At 56.0% G+C, this 24313-nt stretch carries 19 protein-coding genes; 13 read left to right on the forward strand and 6 right to left on the reverse strand.

The window, feature by feature from the left end; translation table 11 throughout:
- The gene (locus AB8B75_RS16470; RefSeq protein WP_405363870.1) at positions 1–3813 is read right to left on the reverse strand and encodes an efflux RND transporter permease subunit; all 3813 of its coding nucleotides are present in this window, start codon (positions 3811–3813) and stop codon (positions 1–3) included.
- On the reverse strand, positions 3810–5081 hold the full coding sequence (locus tag AB8B75_RS16475; protein ID WP_405363872.1) for an efflux RND transporter periplasmic adaptor subunit: 1272 nt from the start codon (positions 5079–5081) through the stop codon (positions 3810–3812). The genes AB8B75_RS16470 and AB8B75_RS16475 overlap by 4 nt, the downstream gene beginning before the upstream one ends.
- 217 nt (positions 5082–5298) lie before the next feature.
- Here AB8B75_RS16475 and AB8B75_RS16480 point away from each other — a divergent pair, with 217 nt between their 5' ends.
- Genes AB8B75_RS16480 through der form a run of 3 tightly spaced genes read left to right on the forward strand, consistent with a single transcriptional unit; the run spans position 5299 to position 8916 of the window.
- Entirely contained in the window at positions 5299–5976 is a 678-nt protein-coding gene (locus tag AB8B75_RS16480) for a tetratricopeptide repeat protein (RefSeq protein WP_405363874.1), read from the forward strand.
- Positions 5977–6036: 60 nt separating this feature from the next.
- The gene (locus tag AB8B75_RS16485; RefSeq protein WP_405363875.1) at positions 6037–7386 is read left to right on the forward strand and encodes a PQQ-binding-like beta-propeller repeat protein; all 1350 of its coding nucleotides are present in this window, start codon (positions 6037–6039) and stop codon (positions 7384–7386) included.
- A gap of 51 nt (positions 7387–7437) precedes the next feature.
- A complete protein-coding gene (der, locus tag AB8B75_RS16490) occupies positions 7438–8916 on the forward strand; it encodes a ribosome biogenesis GTPase Der (RefSeq protein WP_405363877.1) in 1479 nt (492 codons plus the stop codon).
- Here der and AB8B75_RS16495 read toward each other — a convergent pair.
- Positions 8913–9620, reverse strand: coding sequence for a hypothetical protein (locus AB8B75_RS16495; protein WP_405363879.1), 708 nt, complete (start codon positions 9618–9620; stop codon positions 8913–8915). The two genes, der and AB8B75_RS16495, sit on opposite strands and share 4 nt — an antisense overlap.
- A gap of 104 nt (positions 9621–9724) precedes the next feature.
- Here AB8B75_RS16495 and AB8B75_RS16500 point away from each other — a divergent pair, with 104 nt between their 5' ends.
- A complete protein-coding gene (locus AB8B75_RS16500; protein WP_405363881.1) occupies positions 9725–10855 on the forward strand; it encodes a DUF2235 domain-containing protein in 1131 nt (376 codons plus the stop codon).
- A gap of 83 nt (positions 10856–10938) precedes the next feature.
- A complete protein-coding gene (locus tag AB8B75_RS16505; RefSeq protein ID WP_405363882.1) occupies positions 10939–11430 on the forward strand; it encodes a hypothetical protein in 492 nt (163 codons plus the stop codon).
- A 6-nt stretch (positions 11431–11436) separates the two neighbouring features.
- Here AB8B75_RS16505 and AB8B75_RS16510 read toward each other — a convergent pair whose 3' ends face one another.
- From AB8B75_RS16510 to AB8B75_RS16520, 3 genes are read right to left on the reverse strand one after another with little or no spacing between them, the layout of a single operon-like run.
- Entirely contained in the window at positions 11437–12000 is a 564-nt protein-coding gene (locus AB8B75_RS16510; RefSeq protein WP_405363883.1) for a TadE/TadG family type IV pilus assembly protein, read from the reverse strand.
- Complete coding sequence (locus AB8B75_RS16515; RefSeq protein ID WP_405363885.1) at positions 11997–12533, reverse strand: TadE/TadG family type IV pilus assembly protein; 537 nt, start codon at positions 12531–12533, stop codon at positions 11997–11999. Before AB8B75_RS16515 ends, AB8B75_RS16510 begins: the two co-directional genes overlap by 4 nt.
- A complete protein-coding gene (locus AB8B75_RS16520) occupies positions 12530–14263 on the reverse strand; it encodes a pilus assembly protein TadG-related protein (protein ID WP_405363886.1) in 1734 nt (577 codons plus the stop codon). The genes AB8B75_RS16515 and AB8B75_RS16520 overlap by 4 nt, the downstream gene beginning before the upstream one ends.
- A gap of 379 nt (positions 14264–14642) precedes the next feature.
- Here AB8B75_RS16520 and AB8B75_RS16525 point away from each other — a divergent pair, with 379 nt between their 5' ends.
- The 8 genes from AB8B75_RS16525 (at position 14643) to dnaG (ending at position 24264) form a co-directional block, all read left to right on the forward strand.
- The gene (locus AB8B75_RS16525) at positions 14643–16028 is read left to right on the forward strand and encodes a Glu/Leu/Phe/Val dehydrogenase (protein ID WP_405363979.1); all 1386 of its coding nucleotides are present in this window, start codon (positions 14643–14645) and stop codon (positions 16026–16028) included.
- Positions 16029–16121: 93 nt separating this feature from the next.
- On the forward strand, positions 16122–16712 hold the full coding sequence (locus AB8B75_RS16530) for a DUF6151 family protein (protein WP_405363888.1): 591 nt from the start codon (positions 16122–16124) through the stop codon (positions 16710–16712).
- Between the two features lie 111 nt (positions 16713–16823).
- Positions 16824–18077 (forward strand): sarcosine oxidase subunit beta family protein, encoded by a 1254-nt coding sequence (locus tag AB8B75_RS16535; protein WP_405363890.1) that lies wholly within the window; start codon positions 16824–16826, stop codon positions 18075–18077.
- A gap of 65 nt (positions 18078–18142) precedes the next feature.
- Positions 18143–18415, forward strand: a complete 273-nt coding sequence (locus AB8B75_RS16540) for a sarcosine oxidase subunit delta (RefSeq protein ID WP_405363892.1) — start codon at positions 18143–18145, stop codon at positions 18413–18415.
- Positions 18412–21348, forward strand: coding sequence for a sarcosine oxidase subunit alpha family protein (locus tag AB8B75_RS16545; RefSeq protein WP_405363893.1), 2937 nt, complete (start codon positions 18412–18414; stop codon positions 21346–21348). Before AB8B75_RS16540 ends, AB8B75_RS16545 begins: the two co-directional genes overlap by 4 nt.
- The gene (locus tag AB8B75_RS16550) at positions 21341–21886 is read left to right on the forward strand and encodes a sarcosine oxidase subunit gamma (RefSeq protein ID WP_405363895.1); all 546 of its coding nucleotides are present in this window, start codon (positions 21341–21343) and stop codon (positions 21884–21886) included. The genes AB8B75_RS16545 and AB8B75_RS16550 overlap by 8 nt, the downstream gene beginning before the upstream one ends.
- 34 nt (positions 21887–21920) lie before the next feature.
- Positions 21921–22226 (forward strand): hypothetical protein, encoded by a 306-nt coding sequence (locus AB8B75_RS16555; protein ID WP_405363897.1) that lies wholly within the window; start codon positions 21921–21923, stop codon positions 22224–22226.
- 79 nt (positions 22227–22305) lie between these two features.
- The gene (gene dnaG / locus AB8B75_RS16560) at positions 22306–24264 is read left to right on the forward strand and encodes a DNA primase (RefSeq protein WP_405363899.1); all 1959 of its coding nucleotides are present in this window, start codon (positions 22306–22308) and stop codon (positions 24262–24264) included.
- Positions 24265–24313 lie beyond the last annotated feature (49 nt).

Consider the following 24313-nt stretch of genomic DNA (forward strand, 5'->3'; position numbering starts at 1 on the left):
TTACTCTGCGGCTTTCAGCGTACTATCGGTCCGGTTACTCGGTTCGTGCAATGTCAGGTCTTCCCACAGGATTTCGCCCGATACGACGCGATTTGTATCCTTTTGTAATGCCCAATCGCGGGCCGCACGGGAAGCCCGCCCCATCGACATCTTTGCCAGAAGCGTCGCGATCCATTGAACGTAGGTGGTGGCCCACACCCGGACGGCCAGCATCGATGGCGTGACCATCAGGGTCAGCACGGTTGCAATCCCAAGGCCAAATACAACGGCAGTTGCGAGCTGTTTCCACCAAAGCGCTGTGGGGCTGTTAACTGTATACCCGCCTTCGGCAAAGTTGAGGCTGAGACCAAACATCATCGGGGCCAAACCGGCCATCGTGGTGATTGTGGTCAGCAATACCGGTCGAATGCGGGCCTGCGCCGTACGAATGATTGCCTCGATGCGGGGCATGTATTGACTGTATTCCTGATAGGTGTCGATCAGAATGATGTTGTTGTTCACGACAATACCGGCGAGCGCGACGATGCCAGTGCCGGTCATGATGATAGAGAAGGTCTGATCCATCACGATCATGCCGATCAACACGCCAGTGGTGGATAGAACGACGGCTAGTAAAACAAGGATTGCGTTGTAAAAGCTGTTGAACTGCGCCAGCAAAATGATGAACATCAGACCCAAAGCAGCCGTAAAGGCAGAGGACAAAAACGCCTGACTTTCAGCTTGTTCTTCTTGATCGCCGGTCCATTCATATTCAACGCCAAAGGGCAATGGGTTTGTATCCAGCCATTCGGTGATCACGCCAATACGTTCATTGGGGTTTACCGGCACCAGACGCAGGTCGCCTGTCGTGACACCGGCTTGTAGGTCGCGTTGACCATCATCCCTACGGTCGGTCACCTTGTAGGTGGTACGATCAGGCGCAACCAAATCCGCATCCGCTCCAGCGGGCCGCAATACGGCCAAAGTCTCGCCGACCTCGACACCGTCCTCGCGCCGGATCTCGACCACTTTCATCAAGCCGGGTGCGACATCCGCCTTGACATCAAAATAGCGTTTCTGCGCGATGCGGTTGATCTCCGCCAGTTTCGGAACGGGTGTGCGCGTGATGAAATTCGACAGAGGGATCAGCCCGTCTTCGGTACGTACTTTCATGGTGTCCAGCGTCGAAAGCACCCGATCCTCTTCGGGCAACCTCACGCGAATATCGATCTCCTCGTCGGAGGTGTCGACCCGCATGGTGTCGAGCATCAAGCCGCGCGTGACCAGCTGCACCATTGCGCCCACAGTGGCCACATCAGCGCCATAGCGCCCGGCCTTTTCTACATCCACATCAATTTGCCAGTCGATGCCTGGCAGGGGGCGCGTGTCTTCGATTAGCGTGAGACCGGGCGTTGTTTCAAACGCAGCCCGTGCGAGTGTTGCAGCCTCAATCAGATCAGGAAAACTATCGGCTTTCAGTCTTAAGTGAAGGGGTTTGCCGGAGGCAGGCCCTCTTGCCTGCGCCAAAATTTCAATCTTCACACCTGGCAGTGCTTCGAGCTGTTCCGTCAATTCCGCAATTACGATGTCGCCGTCGAGATCCGGTCTGTCCGCGCGATCTTCCCAGGGGATCGTCTCAAACTGAACCTGACCGATCATGTCCTTGGGTGCAGAGCTGCCTCCGGTGTCCACGTTCAATCCACCTTCGCCTGCAAAGGAAAACGCGTTGATGACACCCGGGTGATCCAACACGATGTTTTCTGCCTGCCGCAACAGTGCATCCTTTTCTTCGAGGCTAAGATTGCCACGCGCCAAAACATAAACAATGCCCTGCTCTGGCTCGGACTCGACAAAGAACTCCACGCCATTGTTGTTGTTCGTGAAAAACATCAACACAGTGCCCACAAAGATGAATACGGTGCCCGCCACAACCAGCGGCATCACTGGGTTGCCGGCGATTGCGGCGATGACATGGCCGAAGGGGGAGCGTTGATAGCCAGACCGGACGCCTTTGGGTTCGCTTTGGAACAAGCGACCGGCCAGCCAGCGACCGATGCGGCCCATGCGGGTCAAGACTGCAAACAGCGATACAAGCCCAAGGAGGAAGCCACCAATGGCGACGAACAGGCAGGCAGCTGCGGCGAGAATAAGAAGGAAGACCACGAACAGTGTCGGAATAACCGAGCCGAGCAGATTAAGGCCATCCATCACAGAAAAGCGCGCACCGATCAGATCAAAAACCGGACCCATGATGCCAGCGGTTGCAATCATCACACCCGCGATCGGGAAAAGTGCCGCGTGCAGATACCACCGCAGTCCGGCGATGGCAGTCATGTAGTCCGCCATCCATCGTTCAAGACGCCCTGTAACCCCGCCCATAACGGGCAGATAAATCAGCGCCACAACCAACGAGGCGGACAGCACAAATATCAGCGTCACTGGAAGCATGCCCATGAATTCTCCCGGCACTCCGGGCCAAAAAAGCATAGGCAAGAATGCACAGAGCGTTGTCGCCGTGGAAGAAATGATAGGCCAAAACATACGCTTGGCAGCCTCAACATAGGCGCGCATCGGACCTTCGCCTTCCTGCTGACGCTTGTCTGCGTATTCGACCACAACAATGGCACCATCCACAAGCATACCAACGGCCAGAATGAGTCCAAACATAACGATGTTTGAGATGGAAATCCCCATCACCGCCAGGAAGGCAAAACAAAGCAGGAAAGACGTAGGTATGGCGAAACCCACCAGGAGAGCCGCGCGAATACCCAAGGCGGCCAGGACCACAATCATCACCAGAGCGATTGCTGTGAACACCGACCCTAAGAGTTGCTGGACCATGCCGTTAACAATGCGGGATTGGTCGTTTGATGTTCCGAGTTCAACCGCGGCCTGTAGTCCGTCGGGCCACGTGGCGGCCTTTGCCTCGATCATTTCTTTGACAATGGCAGCAGTATCGATAAGGTTGAAACCCTTGCGTTTAACTACCTGCAACGCAACGGAATTTTCGCCATTGAACCGCGCTGTTCCGGTGCGGTCCTCAAACGTCAAGTTGATCTCAGCTAAATCGCCAAGGGTCACAACGCGATCACCGTTGGTCTTGACAGGCAGATTGTAAACGTCGCGCGGGTCATCAAAAGACGAGGGGATTTTGACCGCAAAAGAACCCTGAGCCGTATCCACTTCGCCTGCAGCAATCAGCTGGTTGTTGTTGCGCACTGTGTTGATCAACTCGTTGGCCGTCACATTGTAGGCCTCGAGCCGCAAGGGGTCGATCAGGACTTCCAGCATTTCGTCGCGGCTGCCCGCGATGCCAGCTTCAAGCACCGCATCCACTGCTTCGAGATCGTCTTGCAAGTCCTTTGCAACGCGGATCATCGTGCGTTCGGGCACGGGGCCGGTCAGGTTGACGATGATGATCGGGAATTCTGAGAAGTTGATCTCGTTGATCGTATATTGTTCGGCGCCTTCGGGGAAGTCGGCTTGGGCTTTCCCCATAGCATCGCGGACATCGGCAAGGACTTTGGTTTTGTCCCAACCGAACTCAAACTCCAGCGCCACGCCTGCATAGTTTTCGGCTGCCGTTGCCGTCATGTCCTTGAGGCCATCAAGATCAACCAATTCGGTTTCCATCGGCTTGACCAACAGTGTTTCACTGTCTGCTGCCGATATGCCGGGGAAGGGGACCGACACGAATAACGCCGGAATTTCAATGTCCGGTTCACCTTCTTTTGGCAGCGCGGTGTAAGCATATCCCCCGACGATGATTGACAATAGGATGAAGGCGAGCACCATACGCGCTCGGCTGGCGGCCCAATCGACGATGCCGGTCATTGGCCGAGCTCTCTGAATGTCGGTGCCACCTGAACACCGGCGATCACATATTCCTGCCCCAAGACGATGACGTTTACGGTCTCATCAAGACCCGTGAGCCAAACGCCGTCTACAGAATCGCGCATCAGCGCCACCGGGTGGAATTCAACGATTGCATCGGCGTTGATGGTCCTTACGCCTAATGTTCCTTCATCGTTCAGGGTCAAGGCAGACTGCGGCAAGAGATGCGCCGTCGCGCCTTCAGCGGAGATCAGGATTTCAGCCGTTTGGCCGTCCCGGATTTTACTGTCGCTATTGTGAACTTCTATTTCAACGCGGAAGGTGCGTGTTGTCGGATCAGCAGAGTTGGACAGAAATGTCACATGCCCACGCACTTCACTGCCTCGCGCTTCGGGCCCGCCAGTCAATGCGGTTCCGCCACTAACAAGGCGCGCAACGGCCTGCGCCCCAAGCGAAATACGCGCTACTTCGGTTTCTGGCACAAAGGCAACCAGCTTGATGGGATCCAGCTGAATGATGGTGCCGCAGAGCGAGCCGGCTTGCAGCAGAGTTCCTAATTCGGCGGTGTCGCTTTCCAACAAACCGCCGAAGGGAGCGGTGATCGTCAATCGTTCAATCTCTTTTTCTGCTGAAGCCACGCCGGCTTGCGCACTCTGAATTCCAGACTGGCTGGCCTGCAGCCCTGCGCGCGCGCTTTCAACACCCGCCTCGGCAGTCGCCACTGCCGCATCGGAATTGGCCACACGCGTTGTCGAAGCAAAGCCACCCGCACTCAGCTTCGTGGACGCGTTCTGATTTATTTTTGCTTCTTCGAGTTGTGCGATAGATTGATTCAGACGCGCCTCAGCCTCGGGAACGCGCGCTCGCGCCTCTTCCAGCTGTGCGCGGGCCTGCGCCAAAGCTGTGCCGCGCGTGCCTTCATCCAACTGGCAGAGCATCTCGCCTGTTTCTACACGCGTTCCTTTGCGCAACGGAGGAGAAACTACAGTTGCAGAAGTTTCTGCCCGAACGTCTACCGTCCTCGCGGCCTCTGTCTGACCCCGCAATTCAACAGCTGTATCTATTTGACGTGCAACAGATTTTTGAACAACAACCTTGACCAAAGAAGTTTTTTCCGCATTGTCCGCCACGTCTGTCTCGGGATCTGCTGTTTCTTGGGTCCGTGTGACATCTCCCGCGAAGAGTGCAACTAAGCGGGGGCGGTCCAAAATGAACAATGCCAGTGCTGCGGAGACCACCAATGCCGCTAGAATTGAAAAGATACGCATGTCACTTGCCTCAAACTGAACTGCCAACGCGCTGAACAGCGGCAAATCGCCGTGTTTTTGCGCGCGCTCTTTACGATAGATACGCTAAACTGACCAGTTCAGATTAGAGTTTTCTTTGCAGGTGCGCAATGGTCCGCCACAAGGCTGTTGATCGTGGGTCTTGGCTTGCTGGAAGGAGCGCGGTAAGAGGGGCGCATATGCAAACCAGCAGGATGCCATGAGCGACACTGACAGTTTTATAGAAGAAGTTAACGAAGAGGTCCGTCGCGACAGGCTGTTTACTTTGCTCAAACGGTATGGGTGGATTGGTGCCCTGATCGTTATTTTGATCGTTGGGGGGGCTGCATGGTCCGAATATCAAAAGGCGCAGGCGACCGCGCGGGCACAAGCGCTTGGAGATGGCATGTTGACGGCGTTGTCAGGTGAAGACAGCGCGGAGCGGCTCGCGGCACTGGAGGCATTGTCCGCTGAAAACGCCACAGGACAGGCGCTTCTCGCCATGCTGACAGCTGGGGAAGCGCAACGATCCGGCAACGTGGACACGGCTATCGCAGCGCTCGATGCGGTATCCGTGGACCCGGAAGTCGCAGAGATTTACCGGCAAATAGCGAGTTTCAAATCGTTGACGTTGCAGGCTGAAACATCGAATCAGGATGCGCGGCGGCAGGGATTTGAAGCGCTTTCTATGGCGGGCTCGCCCTTGCGTTTGCTGGCGGAAGAGCAATTGGCCTTGATGGATGTTGCAGACGGTGACGTGGAGGCTGCTATTGATCGTTTCCAATCCATTCTGCAGGACGCTTCCGTGACCTCAGACTTGCAACAAAGGGCCTTACAGGTGATTGTAGCGCTGGGTGGCACACCGGATCTGGAAAACTTGCCGACAACGGGAAATTAATCCCAGAGCCATGAACCGGGTACTGGTATCGAGCGTTACAAGGGACGAGACAGGCAGGGCATGATGCAAAAAGTGAATTCATCTGTGCGTCGGGCATTTCCCTTCACTATGATCATCGTGGCGGTTTTGCTGTCGGCCTGTTCCGAGCCCGATGTCATTTTACCGGGTAAACGCGAAGACATTCGTTCGGTTCTGAACGACGAAGACGCATTGCCTGTTGTTGAAGTGGCCGCAGATGAGGCGCGTCCGATCTCACTTCCGGCCACGGCGGCAAATGCGTCCTGGACACAAGGCATCGGGTCGCCAGACACCCGCGCCCGTCACCCGTCGTTGAGCAATGCACCGCAACCGATATGGTCTGCGAACATCGGGGCAGGCGATAGCCGAAGGCAACGTATTACGGCAAACCCCGTTGTCGCAGGTGGCGTTATCTACACACTCGACGCCGATGCGCTGGTGACAGCCACGTCGGCAAGCGGCCAGAGGGTTTGGCAGCAAGATGTGAAACCAGCCCGCGACAAATCCGGCAATGCAACGGGCGGTGGTCTGGCAATCAAAGACGGTACGCTTTTTGTCACGCTTGGCTACGGGTCACTTGTAGCACTGGACGCGTCTACCGGCGCAGAAAAGTGGCGCCAGCGGCTTGAAGGGACAGGATCCGGCAGTCCGACGGTCTTTGGCGATCTGGTTTACGCCGTGTCCGGGGACAACACAGGCTGGGCACTGCGTGCAGAAGATGGGCGGATCGAGTGGCAGCTCTCCGCGTCTGAAAGCATCAACAATGTGCTGGGTGCGCCTGCGCCTGCGGTAACGGAAGATTTGGCGATCTTTGCCTTTGGATCGGGCGAGATTCAGGCCGTTTTCCGCCGGGGTGGCTTGCGCCGCTGGGATGCGTCGGCATTAGGTAAGCGCGCGGCTCGTGCTTTGGGATCGGTGGGCGATGTAACCGGCTCGCCGGTCGTGTCGGGCAGTAAAGTCTACATCGGCAATCAGGCGGGTCGCATCGTTGCGCTTGACGTGAAGTCCGGCGCCCGTGTCTGGACCGCGCGGGAAGGCGCCGTTGGACCGGTGCTGCCCGTTGGCGACAGCGTCTTTGCGATTTCGGAACTAGGTGAACTGTTGCGCATGAACGCATCCGATGGTGCCCGAGTGTGGGGCACGCAATTGCCCAGCTTTGTGAAAGATAAGCCCAAGCGGCGTTCTGAAGTGGTGGCCCACCATGGGCCGATTTTGGCGGGTGGACGGATTTACATCGCCTCCAATGACGGGCTGATACGCAGTTTCGACCCGGCCTCGGGCGCCCTTGTGGGGACCACCGAGATACCTGGTGGCGCGACGACCGCACCTGTGGTCGCGGGTGGTGTTCTTTACGTTGTGTCGGCAAAAGGCCAATTGCACGCTTTCCGTTGACGCGCAGGTAGGGTAAAGCGCGGCTTTAGTCCGGATGTCGGAGCCTTTGACATGTCCTTTACTCTAGCCATAGTGGGGCGCCCCAATGTGGGCAAATCCACGTTGTTCAATCGTCTGGTTGGCAAGCGTCTTGCCCTTGTGGATGATCAGCCGGGGGTAACACGCGACTTGCGCGAGGGCGCGGCGCGCTTGGCGGATTTGCGGTTCACGGTCATTGACACCGCAGGTCTTGAAGAGGTGACAGACGATAGCCTTCAGGGCCGCATGCGTAGATTGACCGAGCGGGCTGTTGATATGGCCGACATCTGCCTGTTCATGGTGGATGCGCGGGTAGGGATAACGCCTTCCGATCTGGTGTTTGCAGACATCCTGCGCAAGCGATCCGCGCATGTGATCCTTGCCGCGAACAAAGGGGAAGGATCGGCCGCGGATGCTGGCGTGCTAGAGGCCTATTCATTGGGTCTTGGGGAACCGATCCGCTTGTCAGCCGAGCATGGCGAAGGGCTCAATGATCTCTATAGCCACCTGATGCCGCTGGCGGATCAATTTGCTGAACGTGCCAGCGCTGACGCGCCCGAAACAGACGTCGTGCTAGATGAAGACGATGGCGACATGACAGCTGATATTCCGATGCCGACGGATGCCAAGCCTTTGCAGGTCGCGGTCGTGGGTCGCCCTAATGCTGGCAAGTCCACCTTGATCAACCAAATTCTGGGCGAAGACCGGTTGCTGACCGGTCCAGAGGCCGGGATCACACGCGATGCCATTTCATTGCGAATCAATTGGGTCGGCGCAGAAGGAGACGCCTTGCCCATGCGGATATTTGACACCGCGGGGATGCGCAAAAAGGCCAAGGTACAGGAAAAGCTTGAAAAGCTCTCCGTCGGAGACGGCCTGCGTGCAGTGAAGTTTGCTGAAGTGGTTGTTGTTCTGTTGGATGCTGAAATCCCTTTTGAACAGCAAGATCTGCGGATCGCTGATTTGGCGGAACGCGAAGGGCGAGCGGTCGTGGTGGCCGTGAACAAATGGGATATCGAAGAGGACCGCCAAGCCAAACTTAAGGACCTCAAGGAGAGCTTTGAGCGCTTGCTGCCGCAACTGCGCGATGCCCCGCTGATCACGGTGTCCGCGAAAACAGGGCGGGGTTTGGACCGGTTGCATGCGGCCATTCTGCGCGCTTATGAGGTTTGGAACCGCCGGGTGACAACTGCGCAATTGAACCGTTGGCTTGCGGGTATGGTTGAGGCGCATCCGCCCCCGGCGCCGCAGGGCAAACGCATCAAGCTGCGCTACATGACACAGGCCAAAACACGGCCGCCGGGATTTGTGGTGATGTGTTCTCATCCCGACAAGGTGCCTGCGAGCTACAACCGCTATCTGGTCAATGGGTTACGCGTGGATTTTGACATGCCGGGCACGCCCATCCGTTTGTGGATGCGGGGGCAGAATGACGCAAACCCTTACAAGGGGCGCAAAAAGGCGCCACCTTCAAAACTACGCAAACACACCGAGGGTCGGCGCAGGGACTAACGCCCGCGCGCGGCTTTCCATGTTGGGACTAAAAGGGCGATGGCGCCACCGCCTGCGAGGGCTGCGACGGTCTGATCGCCGTTGATGTTATGCACGACAATCCCGATCAATGCCCAAATCACGGCCAGTCCGTATGTGGGCGCGCGCCGGAGTGTGGATTGAATGGCGGATGAAAACACCAACGCAAAGAATACGAAAACCAGCGCGGCGGTTGATGCGTCCAGTACGCCGTAGCCTGCTGTCAGCAACCCCAAGGATACCGAACTGGCTGCGCTGAGCCAACCAGCATAGAGTCCGACAGGCAATGCGGCCCATCCGATGTCAATTTTGGGAGCGCGAAAGAGGGCGAGAAGCGCGGTCAGCAGCATGGCCCAAATCAAAATTGAGGCCCAAACCGGGCTGCGCACCGCTACTGCGAGCCAAACCGTCCCAATCGCCAGCGAGGCACATAGAGGAATGCGCATGGCATGCCAGGCGGCATCCTCGGACCGGCGCAAAACACCAAAACCCAGCCCGGCAATCAGCCAGAGGTAAATGATCCCCCAAATGGCAAATGCGTAGCCGGCGGGCTGCACGGGCGGGTCGTTTTGCGGGACCGGGAACTGATCGGTGTCGAATCCATCGAAATCAGCAACCACCAACGGGGATAGTGCAAATGCCATTGCCAACAGCAGAGCAAGGAACGCGGTTCTTTTTGGTGTCATCTCAGTCTCTTTTCCTTTGCCCGTTGCTGCAAATGCACCGAACGCTGCATTAAGCGCCTGCGATGATCCTTGTGCTTTTCTAGAGCGGAAAAGGGGATTGGCAAATGGCTCACATCGCGATTTTCTGCGACGGCACCTGGAATTCGGCGCAAATGGCACATGGTACCCATGTGTTGCGGCTGTCGTCGGCCTGCGCACGCAGTAAAATGCAAAAGGTACTGTATTTCGAGGGCGTTGGTACAGGTATCGGGACGATCAGCAAGATTGGCCGTTGGATCGGCAAAATGGGCGGGGGTCTGTTTGGTTGGGGGCTCAACCGCAACATCAAAGCGGCTTATGCGGAGCTGTGCAAAACCTATCAGCCTGGCGATAAGATCCTGATTTTCGGGTACTCCCGCGGCGCTTACACGGCGCGATCCTTGGTGGGAATGATCCGAAAATGTGGGATTTTGAATGATCCTACGGCTACCAACGTGAACCGTGCGTTTCGTCTATACAGAACGCGCGGTTCGAAAAACAAACCGGACGCGCCTCATATTCGCGCAGCGCGCCGCAAGCTGTCACCCAGGTTCGCTACCAGTCAGGCGGATGTCTTGGAGCGACAGGACGACAGTTGTCTCGTGCGGATTGCCTATCTGGGAATATGGGACACGGTCGGCGCTTTGGGCATTCCCAATGCCCTCTTTGGCCGCATCGCCGATTTGTGGAACGCACAGTACAAATTTCACGACACCACTTTGACCCATCTGGTCGAATCGGCGCGTCACGCTGTAGCATTGGATGAACGCCGCGCGCTCTTTGCGCCCAGCCTGTGGGACAATTTGGATGGCAGCGACGAAAATCCAGGTTTGAACAGAGGCGATGATACGTCGGAGCGGGCGTATCAGCAAAAGTGGTTTGTTGGCGATCACGGTATTGTCGGCGGCACGGCACAGACCCGCGCGCTGAGCGAGATCACCTTGTCGTGGATCTGGGAAGGGGCAGCATCAAAGGGTCTAATGCTCAAGCCGGGTTTGACGATCCCGCAGGCCAAAGTAAATCCTGGTGCTCAAACCGACGAAATCGACGACAGAAGTGTCATCTACCTGATTTTTATCTGGCTGGTGAAATGGCGCGCCGGGCCAAAGCGGGCGCGTGATCTGGATGACAGCGTGCGGCTGCGTTTGGCCACCGTATCTTCGTATCGTCCGGGCAGTTTGTTTCGTCTCATGCCTGGCCTGTTGCGTGAGGATTGAACCTAAGCGCGGTGCTTTTGAGCTTGTGACCTTGGCGCGCCGCGGGGTAGGAGGCTCAGGTACCAAACGAAGGTCAGAGCCGGATGCAAGAATCTTCCGATACAGAAATACTCGCCACAGTGGCCGCCTCCAGCGGGCGGCGGTTTCTGGGTATCGGCATGCTTGGCTTTTTGGGTGTGCTGGTCATTTATGTTGCGTTTGTCTCGCCACCGTCGCTTGGATGGCGGGTTTTTCTCATTGCTCTGGGTGTGATAGCTTTGATGATGGCGGATGCCATGCGCCGCTCGACCGCATTCCGGCTTGAATTGACCAAAACGGAACTGCGTGACAGCGGCGGAATGGTAATCGCTTATATGGAAGAAGTTGCCTCGATTGACCGTGGCACCTTCGCCTTCAAGCCGTCTAATGGCTTTTTGCTACGTTTGAACAACCCTGCCAAGCGACAATGGCGCCCGGGACTTTGGTGGCGGGTCGGGCGCAGAGTCGGTATCGGTGGCATGACGCCGGGGCGTCAGACCAAGTACATGTCCGAGATTATTGCCGTGATGCTCGCCGAACGTGAGGGTTCGGCGTAGCGCGAGTCAGGAGATGTTTGGTTCCCATTCAACCTTGGGGGAATACCGTGGTCGCGTGAAGGTGAAATTGGTAAAAGTTCTGGGTGACAAGCCGATGTTGAAGGCGGGTACGAACTCTGATGCGGTTTCTACTACAATGACTGTCGCGGTATCATACATAACCGGCAAGTAGTTCTGCCCGTTTTGTAGGTCATCTGATGTCAGGGTTGGAAAGTCACCGCGGGCTTGAGACCAGAGCACAGTATACTCGTCCTCGTCCTGGTCATATTCAACGCTTGTGACACGAATGGAAGTATCACTGTTTGAGCGCACCAATGTGTCAAAAGCGGCATGAGATCCGTCGATAAAAGCTGCGTTGACCGCCGCTTGACGAGAAATCAGATCTGCAACCGTAAAGGCCGCTTTCTGATTGATTGTCTGTTCCCGGAAGGCATCAAAGTAGGTGTACATCGCCAAATGCGTCCAGAACATCAACGGGCAAACGATGACAAATTCCAAAGTCACATTGCCATCTTCTCGCTGAGCGAATTCCATCAGCCGGGCTTGTGCTGCTTTGAGATATGAAGTCATTGGTTTGGCTCCTGTACAAAGGCAGACATGGCAACCATACGAGGCAAACCCTCTTGTTGATCGAATTCGAATCCCAGACCGGTCGTCGGGATGACAGGATCAAAAACCAGACACGCGCGGATCAGCATCAAGTCGTGATTACCACCCTGCACGAATGTACGAGGCGGATTGACTTGTTGTTGTGTATCCACGCAGTCGGCGCTTTGCGGAAGCCCGGCAAAAGCAAGCGGGGAGACTGGCGTCATTTCCAGTTTCAACCGGTTGACGCAATCAGGCAGAAAAGGAGCCTGATCGCACACCAACTGTTTCAAATCGTCATGCTGGGGCGCATTGCCGGTACTCAGTCTGACAGTGCGGACAGCGATTTCCAGTCCGCGCTCCATCCACATCTGACGCATTGAGTAGATGCCCAATTCGATCGACGACAGGAAAATGGTGAAGATCAACGGCACAAGGATGACAAATTCGATGGCAAGTTGCCCGTCTTCGTCACGGCGGAAACGTACCAGATGTTTGAAAACGCGCCGTATCATTGTGTGAGCCTCAATTGGGTAATTTCATGAGCAATGGCGGTAAAGGCATCAGCGATCTCCAACCCATTCACGTCGAAATAGTGGCTTGCCGAGCTGGCGCAGTTTTTCAACACGGCTTTTCCGCCTTCTTGAGCCTCGAAACCAATGGCGAAGACAATCACGCCTGCGGCTTTGGCTTCGTCACAAATGTCCTGAGACCGGCTGTCTTTGGTGGACGCATTGACGCTTTTGCGAATATTGTTGCGCCAGGTATTGTAAGCGCCGGATAGCCAAGGACTGTAGTTCAGATTGTAGTTTGTCTTGATTGGCGTATGTGCCCAAAGTTCGGGGAAAGTAAGTCTGGTGGCACCGCCGTTTTCAGCGTCCGGGCCGCAATCCCAGTCTTCCTGATCTAGTGAGGCGGATGGATTGGCGCAGCCGTAGGGTTGAATGCCCCAGCGGTCGTTGTTCGATACATTCCCATCGCCGTTCGTATCGAAATGTTTTGAATAGTAGAACCTTTGGTTGTTCGCATCATACGTGGAATAAGTTTCTTCTTCATCGTTCCACCAGATATCCGTCAGGCCTTCGCGATAGTTTATTTGGTTGGTGTTCGGGATGTAATATTGGCTCGTATTGGCGCCATCCGTCATCAGAACGATTACTTTGAGGTATTCGTCAGAGTTATATGGTGCCGGGCGTGGATCAAACTGATCTGACACGGTGCCATCGTCAATCAGAGCGTCAATGACGGGTTGCATGGTCTGATCCAGCAGTGCCGCACCCCACTTCATACCAATATCGATTGATGTGTTGCCACGCGCCGTCAAGGCCTCGATGTAGTTTTTCAAAACATCCCGGTCTTTTTGCAAGACAAGTATTTCACGCTTGGAATCTTCTTCGCAAACAGGTCTTTGAACCAATCTGATTGGGTTGTACTCGCGACCGTTAAAACTGCTTTGCCAAGGGTCAAAGTGCATGGTGCGCTCGTAGGGCGTCAATTCAGGTGCGCCCGGGAGAGGAGACGGCACGCGCATTCCGGTTGTTTCAAAGTCATCCGCCGTAAAGTTGATACAGTTCGAATAATCGTTGACCCCTTCGAGATCAAAAGCGTCGGCGACGTTGTCGGGAACAGAAACCTGTGTTGCGTAGGGGATGATCGAAATCGCCATGCGGCCGTCCTGGCTGTTGTTGGCGATCTGATCCACAAAATCCTTGGCGGCAATTTTGAGGTTCGTTAGGCGGCTGTTGTTGTTCATGGAGCCAGAGACATCGAGAACCAGTGAGATCTCCAGATTGCTCACGACCTCTTCCGCCATTCCGGACACATAAAGCGGCAGACTGTCCACACCTGTCATTGCCATGTAGGGCGAAGATGTACGCGCGCGGGCATTGGCCTGAACGGTACGGAAGTAGTTTGTTGGCAGGTTATCACCCGGCGTTACCACAATGTCGCCAAGGTATTCTTCGATCCCGGCTTTTTCGAAATAGTCTTTGACGACATCTTCAGGTTTCAACACTTGTTGTAAATCCGCCGCAGCCACAATGGCCCGGTCCAATGTATTCTGAACCTTTACGCGTTCCATTTCGTTGCGCATCAGGTCGACGGCGATGCCACAAACCATCAACAACATGAACAGCATGAATATTGTAAAGAACGTCAGCACACCGTCTTCTTCGCGCGAAAATCTGACTAGCCTTGCGCGCGCCAGTGATCTGAGACTTGGGCTTTCCTGCGAAAAACGTTTCATATGAATACCAACTTGTTGCGGAGCGTTGCCTCTCGACGAACGACTTCTGGCCTATGGGTATCCACAAATTTTGTGGCGAAATGCGGGCGAAAACGCATCGGGATCGCGAAAATAACTAAAGATCTATCTAGTTTCCAACCTTGTAGGATTTTTTCACGAGAGCGACACGCGCCGAGTCTGCGCGTTGTTTCTCTATGAAAAACAAAGAAAATTCAGCGTTGTTCATCTCTTTTTCACACCCTGCCCAAAAAACTGGCAATGAACGACTCACCGTCATAGGGTGAGATTGTTTCCAATTTCAGGACAATGACGTTCCAGCAGGAGAAATACTTTGAACCAGCACAGCAACGAACCAAGTTTCAGAGAAAGCGTTGACCAGATGTTTAATCGGGCCGTCGGCCTGATGGATCTATCGCCTGGTCTGGAAGAAAAAATCCGCGTCTGCAACGCAACGTACACCGTGCGCTTCGGAGTGCGGCTGCGCGGGAAAATTCAGACCTTCACAGGATATCGCGCTGTGCACTCCGAGCACATGGAGCCTGTGAAGGGTGGTATCCGGTTCTCACTGGGCGTCAATCAGGATGAGGTCGAGGCGTTGGCGGCTTTGATGACCTATAAATGTGCCTTGGTTGAGGCTCCCTTTGGCGGTTCCAAAGGCGGCCTTTGTGTTGATCCACGTGAGTATGACGACCATGAAATGGAACAAATCACTCGACGTTTCGCCTATGAGCTGATCAAGCGAGACCTGATCAACCCCAGCCAAAACGTGCCAGCACCGGACATGGGCACCGGAGAACGCGAAATGGCTTGGATCGCGGATCAATACAAGCGGATGCACACTACCGACATAAATGGCAACGCATGTGTAACAGGCAAACCGCCAAATGCTGGTGGGATCGCGGGCCGGGTGGAGGCAACAGGCCGCGGGGTTCAATATGCGTTGCGTGCATTCTTCCGCGACGACGAAGGTGTCAAAAAGGCCGGGATGAGCGGCGATCTGGATGGCAAACGTGTGATCGTGCAGGGCCTTGGCAATGTCGGATATCACGCCGCCAAGTTTCTGGGCGAAGAGGATGGCTGCAAGATCATCGGGATCATCGAGCGCGACGGTGCCCTCTTCAATACGGAGGGTCTGGACGTGGAGCGTGTGCGAGAATGGATCGCCAAACATGGCGGCATTTCCGGCTATTCCGATATGCATCACGTGAAAGATGGGGCGCAGGTTCTTGAAGAAGACTGCGACATTTTGATCCCGGCTGCCTTGGAAGGCGTGATCAACCTCCAAAACGCCGATCGCATCAAAGCGCCGTTGATCATTGAAGCGGCGAACGGTCCAGTCACAGCAGGGGCGGACCAAGTTCTGCGTGAAAAAGGCGTGGTCATGATCCCGGATATGTATGCCAATGCTGGCGGTGTGACCGTGAGCTATTTCGAATGGGTCAAGAACCTCAGTCACATTCGCTTTGGTCGGATGGGTCGGCGCCAGGAAGAGTCGCGTCACCAGTTGTTGCTTGATGAACTGGAGCGTTTGAGCACGGACAAAGGTCTGGGTTGGACCCTGAGTCCAGGGTTCAAGGAGCAATACCTGCGCGGTGCGGGTGAACTCGAACTGGTGCGTTCCGGTCTCGATGACACAATGCGTATTGCGTATCAGTCCATGGCCGAAGTTTGGCATGCGCGCGATGATGTGAGCGACCTGCGCACCGCGGCCTATTTGGTTGCGATCGAAAAGGTTGCCGCCAGTTACCGCGCGAAAGGGTTGTGAACACAGAGCCTCCCTTCTACTAATGCTCGTATTGAAATCCGCGTCGCGCGCCTGTGCATCGCGGATTACTGGGCGTGAATGCGGGTGGGTGCTATGGCAGAAAACGTCAAATTTTCATGTGGTTGCGGTGCGCTCAAGGGTGTTTTGCATGACGCTTCGCCCGCGACCGGATGCCATTTGATCTGCTACTGTAAGGATTGCCGTGCATTTGCCCGACACATGGGCAGGCTGGATGCACTCGAGCCGTACGGCGGCAGTCCGCTGGTGCAGGTTCTTCCCGCCAAGATCGAGATTGCTGAGGGCGCGGAGCACATCGCTTGTTTGCGGTTTTCCGAAAAGGGTTTGCACCGATGGTATGCGTCATGTTGCAGGACGCCGCTTGCCAATACGGTCGGAACGTCCAAAGTTCCTATGGCGGGAATGTGGTGCCCGCTTTTTGAAAGCACAAATGCCTTTGGGCCCGTGGTTACATTAGGCTTCACAAAAATGGCGCTACCCGGGAGCGGGCGTCCGCGAAAGGACAAAGGATTGGCCCGCATGTTGGGCTCTTTGATCAAGCGGTCGATGTCTGCATATTTGTCTGGAACAGCGCGTCAGGGCCCATTTTTCACGCCCGATGGCAGCCCCGTGGCACAACCCCAGATCGCAAGTGCTGCAGAGCGGGAAGCAGCTTACCGGGAGTAGGGCACTACACAGGCGCAGAACAGTCCTTCCGCGACACAATCGGTCGGAAACCGCCATGGAATCCTCTCGACTGTGTTGCTAGTCTCGCGCCAAAAGCAGGGAGCTTGCGTCGTGAAATTCTCGGGTCTACGCGTTCTGAAAGAAGGCCTTACCGGCAACAACGGCTGGGCACCTCACTGGCGCGATCCGGAACCAAAAGCGGAATACGACGCCGTTATTATCGGCGGCGGCGGGCACGGGCTTTCGACGGCGTATTACCTGGCAAAGAACCATGGCATGTCAAATATTGCTGTGTTGGAAAAAGGTTACATCGGCGGCGGCAACGTCGGGCGCAACACGACGATCGTGCGCGCAAACTATTTTTTGCCGGGCAACTCTGAATTCTACAGCCATTCGCTGCGACTTTGGGAGGGTCTTGAGGAGGACCTGAATTATAACGTCATGCATTCGCAGCGCGGGCTGATCAACCTGTTCCACTCGGATGGTCAGCGTGACGCGTTTGTGCGCCGCGGGAATGCGATGATCAATCAGGGCGACGATGCAATCCTTCTCGACCGGGAGGGCGTGCGCAAACACTTGCCTTATCTGGATTTTGAAAACGTCCGGTTTCCGATCTACGGTGGCCTGCTGCATCCGCGCGGGGGAACAGCGCGCCATGATGCCGTGGCCTGGGGTTTTGCGCGCGGGGCAGACCGGCGGGGTGTTGACCTTTTGCAGAATTGCGAAGTGACCGGAATTGACATTGAGAATGGCGTCGCCAAGGGAGTCCAAACCACGCGCGGGGCGATCAAAGCAAAGAAAATCGCAATTGTCACGGCGGGTCGTTCCGGGCAGGTCGCCGCGATGGCTGGCATGAGGCTGCCTATTGAGAGCCACATACTGCAAGCCTTTGTGACCGAAGGGCTGAAACCCTGCATCGATCACGTGGTGAGTTTTGGCATGGGCCACTTCTACATCAGTCAATCCGACAAGGGCGGGCTGGTTTTTGGCGGGGACCTTGATTTTTACGCGTCTTATGCGCAGCGGGGCAATTTGCCGATGGCCGAGCACGTGATGGAGGCTGGCATGACTCTGATGCCAATGATTGGGAAGGCCAAGGTTCTGCGTAGTTGGGGTGGGATCATGGACATGACACCGGACGGATCGCCAATCATCGACAAGACAGATACGCAAGGTTTGTTCATTGATTGTGGCTGGTGTTATGGCGGTTTCAAAGCGGTGCCGGGGTCCGGATATGCATTGGCGCATCTGATGGCGACGGGACAAAGTCGCGAAACGGCGGCAGGGTTTCGTCTTGACCGATTTCGCACCGGCCGCGGGTTGATTGATGAAGAGGGCACCGGCTCTCAACACAACCTGCATTGATCGGAGCATGAGATGATCTTGCAGCGCATGAAAGAAAATTACCAAAAGAAACAAGGGATCGTGAGATGCGGTTGACCTGTCCGATCTGCGGTGAACGCGATCGCCGTGAGTTTTACTATCAGGGCGACGCGGTGGCTTTGCGTCGTCCCGCCCCGGACGCAGGCGATGATGCCTGGGCAGACTATGTGCATTTGCGCGATAATCCTGCGGGCGAAACGCGCGATCTTTGGCAGCATGAGGGGGGGTGTGGCGCGTGGATTGTTGTGACCCGCAATACCGCAACGCATGACGTGCTGACCACGGCACTGGCCCAAAATGAAGCGAGAGAACGGCCATGAGGTTGGATGGTAAAGGTCTGATTGATCGGACCAAACCGGTTCGTTTTCAGTTTGATGATATCGCGTTTACCGGTTTCGCAGGAGATACTGTCGCCTCGGCGCTGCTGGCCAAAGGTCAGCGTCTGATGGGCCGGTCGTTCAAGTATCACCGTCCGCGTGGGGTCTTGACAGCTGGCAGTGAAGAACCCAACGCGTTGATCACATTGGGGCGCGGCGCTGCTCAGGAACCGAATGTACGTGCGACGGTTCAAGAAATCTACGACGGTTTGACCGTAAGCTCGCAAAACGCTTGGCCGTCGCTGAAGCACGATGTGATGAGCGTCAACGATCTGGTCTGGCCTTTCTTGGGAGCTGGTTTCTATTACAAAACCTTCATGTGGCCACGTGGGTTCTGGGAAAAGCTCTACGAGCCCATCATTCGCCGCGCTGCCGGGCTTGGTGGGCTGAGCGGAGCGCACAACCCTGATAATTACGAACGCGCCTATGCGTTTTGTGATCTCTTGGTGATTGGAGCAGGGCCAACGGGGTTGATGGCCGCACTCATCGCGGGGCGCGCCGGTGCGGATGTCCTGCTGGTGGATGAAGACAGCATTTTGGGTGGGCGTCTCAACGCTGAAACATTCGAAATTGATGGTGCGCCCGGCGGCAATTGGGCCGCGACCGTCGTGGCAGAACTCGAAAGCATGGACAACGTGCGATTGATGACACGTACGACCGTCACCGGGGCTTATGACCAGGGGACATTTGGCGCTCTGGAACGCGTCAGTGCGCATCGCGGCGATCGGGAAACAGGTGCGGTATTGGAAACCTTTTGGCGCATTTCCACCAAACATGCGATTCTGGCAGCTGGTGCCTTGGAGCGGCCCGTTGCCTTCGAGAACAACGACCGACCCGGCATCATGACTGCCAGTGCCGTGCGCGCCTATCTTAACCGTTGGGGGGTCAGCCCGGGACAGCGCGTTGTGGTATTTGGCAACAATGACGATGCTCACCGTACCGCAAACGATCTGACCACATCGGGCGTTGAGGTCGCCGCCTTGATCGACAGCCGCCCGGAAGCCTATGTACTCGATGCGAAATACCCGGTCTATGCAGGTTCGGTTGTGAGCGGCAGTTCGGGGCGGCTTGGGCTGACGTCGGTGACCGTACAGGGGGCACGTGGGGAGCATAATATTGAGGCGGATTGCCTTGCCATGTCAGGCGGTTGGAACCCGACAGTACACCTCACCTGCCATATGAATGGGCGTCCGCAATGGCGCGAGGACATTGCAAGTTTCGTGCCGACTCCCGGAAGCATACCGGGTCTTGTCGCAGCAGGTGCCTGCAACGGGGCGTTCAGCACCGCAGACTGTCTGGCCAGTGGCGCGGATGCAGCCAAGACAGTTTTGAAAGCGCTGGGTATCAAAACGCGCCGTGTGGTCCTGCCTCAAGCTGAGGGCGGCACCTATGGCCTTTCACCGCTTTGGGCCGTGCCTGGCAAGGGGCGGGCGTGGCTTGATTTTCAGAACGATGTGACAGTGAAAGACATCAAGCAGGCCGCTGTCGAAAATTTTCGTTCCGTTGAGCATATGAAACGGTACACAACGCAGGGCATGGCCACAGATCAAGGCAAGAATTCCAATGTTGCAGCATTGGCTGTACTGGCGGATGCAACCGGACGGGGCATTCCGCAAACGGGTACGACAACCTTCCGCCCCCCCTATGCCCCCGTATCTATCGCGGCCATGGGCGCGGGCGCGCAGGGTGCTGGTTTTGCGCCTCAGCGCTACACCACATCGCATCAGGCCAGCCTGGAGATGGGTGCGCCGATGATAGAGGCCGGGTTATGGTATCGCCCCAGCTATTTTCCGCGCGGCGACGAAACCACCTGGCGGCAATCCTGTGACCGCGAGGTCGGCCATGTGCGAAATGCCGTTGGTGTTTGCGATGTTTCTACTTTGGGCAAAATCGACATTCAGGGGCCAGATGCCGGTGCGTTTCTGGATTTCGTTTACACCAATACATTTTCGACTTTGAAAGTCGGGCGTGTACGCTACGGATTAATGCTGCGCGAAGACGGTCATGTAATGGACGACGGCACCACCGCTCGACTGGGCTTGGATCACTTCGTGATGACCACGACCACTGCAGCGGCGGGCCCGGTGATGCGCCATTTGGAATTTGTCCTGCAGGCCCTGAGGCCCGAATTCAACGTGCGCGTGGCTTCCGTGACCGAGCAATGGGCGCAATTCGCCGTGGCTGGTCCAAAAGCACGGGACCTTTTGAATGATCTTTTGACCACGCCTGTAGACAACGAGACCTGGCCTTTCATGGCTTGCGGAGCGGTGAAGATCGCCGGAGTGGCGGGGCGGCTCTTTCGCATCTCCTTTTCCGGTGAGCATGCCTATGAGGTGGCGGTGCCCGCTCGCTATGGCGAGAGCCTTTTCAAGCTCTTGGTTGCACGGGCCGAAATCTTAGAGGGTGGCGCCTACGGCATGGAGGCGCTCAACGTGCTGCGCATCGAAAAGGGGCACATCACCCATGCCGAAATTCACGGTCGAACAACGGCGTTTGATATCGGATTTTCCCGGATGATCAGTACCAAGAAAGACTGCATCGGTCAGACAATGGCCGCGCGTGAAGGCCTGATCGACCCGGGCCGCGAACGACTGGTAGGTTTCAAAACCATCGACCATAGCCAGGAGATTACGGCGGGCGCGCATGTTTTCAACCGCTCCGACGCGGCCATACGCGTGAACGATCAGGGCTATGTCACATCGGTCGTCTATTCGCCGACGTTGGGCCATGTCATCGGTTTGGGCTTTGTTAAACGTGGGCCCGAACGTGTCGGAGAGGTTGTGCGCATCGTCGACCACTTGCGCGGTATCGAAACCGAGGTTGAGATATGTGAGCCCGTCTTCGTGGACCCTGAAGGGAGCAAGACACGTGGTTGAATTAATTGCAAAAACTCCCTGCGAAGGGCTTTTGCCCGTTTCGGTTGGTACCATGACACTGAGAGAAGTCGATTTGGGCCAACTGACATCTGTATCCCCGTATCTGGGCAAACAGAATGAGGTGTCTGACGCGTTGCAATCGGCGCATGGCCTTGATTGGCCCGCACCCAATCGTACAACGGGCAAAGAAAAAGCGCGCGCAATTTGGTTCGGGCGCGAAATGGTTTTGCTGGTCGGTCCTGCTCCAAGCCCGGATCTGGAAACCCACGCCGCGTTGGCCGATCAATCGGATGCCTGGGCATGCGTGACCCTTTCAGGCAACGGCGCCGAGGATGTCCTGGCGCGGCTGGTACCGGTTGATCTGCGATTGGCCACTTTCAAACGCGGACATACCGTCCGCTCTCAGATCATGCACTTGAATGGGTCCATCACCCGCATCAATGCAGATACCTTCCTGATCCTCGTCTTTCGCGCCATGGCAGGCACTTTGGTGCATGATCTCAAACAGGCTATGGAAGGGGTCGCCGCGCGCGGGTAAGGTGGTCGCGACCCAACCGTTATGGAGACCCGATATGTTGCGATTTTCCTTGGCCTGCGCGCTTGCTATGACCGCAGTCCCTGTGCTCGCCGAAACCGAAAAAGAAATCAGCTGCCGCTATCAATCGGATGTTGTGGCGGCGATCAAACAAGCCCGACTGGACCGGATCGCGGAACGCAAACTGCCGGAAGTCTTAGCTGAAAACGCGACTTGGCCGGAAAAATACAACAACATCATCCCCATCGTTGCGCCTTCGATATATGAAAAGAAGCGCAGAGAATTGCGTGACGAGGACCTTGCCGGGTGGTGGCGCGAGCAATGCATGGCATTGGAACAATAGGGTCTGGGCACCACGCCCAAACCGTTAAATCGCTGATCTGGCTCTGGACTCTGAAACAGGCTGCGCCGATATATGTAGCATGAGCCTGCCGCCTGGATTTCTCGACGAATTGCGCACACGAATGAGCCTGACCCAGGTGGTTGGGCGCAAGGTCATGTGGGACCAGCGTAAATCAAATCAGGCCAAGGGGGACATGTGGGCGCCGTGCCCGTTTCATCAGGAAAAATCAGCCAGTTTCCATGTCGATGACCGTAAAGGGTTTTATTATTGCTTTGGCTGTCATGCCAAGGGCGACGCCATTTCCTTTGTGCGCGAAACGGAAAATGTCGGCTTTATGGAAGCGGTCGAAATTCTGGCGCGCGAGGCTGGTATGCCAATGCCAGCCCGTGATCCGCAAGCTCAGCAAAAGGCCGACAAACGCAGCCTGTTGACGGATGTCATGGAGCAAGCTGTTAATTTCTTCCGATTGCAACTGAACACCGGTGCTGCAGCGGAGGCGCGGTCGTATCTGGGGCGTCGTGGGCTTGATGAGAAGGCTTTGGAACGTTGGGAAATTGGATTTGCGCCGGACCAATGGCAGGGTCTTTGGGATCATCTCAAAGCAAAAAGTATCGACGACCAGTTGATCCTGGACGCAGGCCTTGCCAAACCATCCAGTAAGGGCGGCAAACCCTACGATACCTTTCGGGGTCGGATCATCTATCCTATTCGCGACGCGCGGGGGCGGGCAATCGCTTTTGGTGGCCGGGCGATGGACCCTAATGACAATGCGAAGTATTTGAATTCGCCCGAGACCGAGCTTTTTGACAAGGGGCGTAGCCTTTACAATCAAGGCCCGGCGAGGACGGCGGCTGGCAAAGGCCAACCGTTGATCGTCGCGGAAGGCTACATGGATGTGATCGCACTGACCTCCGCAGGGTTCGAAGCGTCGGTTGCCCCCTTGGGCACGGCGATCACAGAAAACCAGTTGCAGATGCTTTGGCGCATTGCTCCAGAGCCCATTATCGCGCTAGATGGGGACACTGCTGGTCTGCGTGCCGCAATGCGTTTAATTGACCTTGCGTTGCCGTTGGTCGAAGCCGGGCAATCCTTGCGATTTGCGATCATGCCGGCGCGCAAAGATCCCGATGATCTTCTGCGTGAGCAGGGCGCTGCGGCTTTTCAAAAACTTCTGGATGAGGCGCTGCCGATGGTGCGCCTGCTCTGGCAACGCGAGACAGATGGGCGTGTTTTTGACAGTCCGGAACGTAAAGCGGCCTTGGACAAAGCCTTGCGTGAAAAAATCATGACGATCAAGGATCCGTCCATCCGCAATCACTACGGCCAGGAAATCAAAGACCTGCGATGGCAGTTGTTCCGCCCACAAAGGGCGCCAAAACAAACCCAACGTGGACGAAATTCAAGCCCTTGGGCTGGTCCGAAACTGGGGGCTACACCTACAGCCAAGTTATCCATGTTGGCTGCAGCCGAAAAAGGTGCCAGCGCGGATCATCTGCGCGAGGCTGTGATCCTTGCAGTTCTCGCGACCTGCCCGGAGGTGATCGAACAATTCGAATCCGGCATTGAACAGATGCGTTGCGCAGATCCGATGCACGCCGAATTGCGCAATTTATTGCTGCGTCACATGAACTTGGGTGCCGATGATTTGCGTTTGAAAATTGCAGAGGCAATGGGACCTGAGGCTCTTGAAAATCTGCTCACGCAACGCCATGTCGCAGTAGTCCCTTGCATTCGTAAGGCCGGGGACGTCGAAAAGGCATATATGACTGTGGCAGAAGAACTGGCGAAGTTAGAAACTGCGCGTGGTTTGCACGCAGAGATCGCAGAGGCTGTAGAAGACCTCAGTGGTGTCGCGGACGAAGGTTTGACCTGGCGATTGTCGGAGGCCGTACGAACGGCGGAAAAGGCACGCAGAAGCGGGCAAGAAGACAAGGCTGAATATGACGTAGGCGAAAACGGCGCCCGAATCAGTCGGGAAGAACGAAGCGCTCTGGACGCTCTGCTGAGCACCATAAAACACCGCAAACCGGACAGTTAACCATATTTGAACGGGAAACCGGCAGAAAAAGACGATAAACGGGTGGCCG

The organism is Roseobacter sp. (assembly GCF_045106495.1).
Taxonomy (GTDB): domain Bacteria; phylum Pseudomonadota; class Alphaproteobacteria; order Rhodobacterales; family Rhodobacteraceae; genus Roseobacter.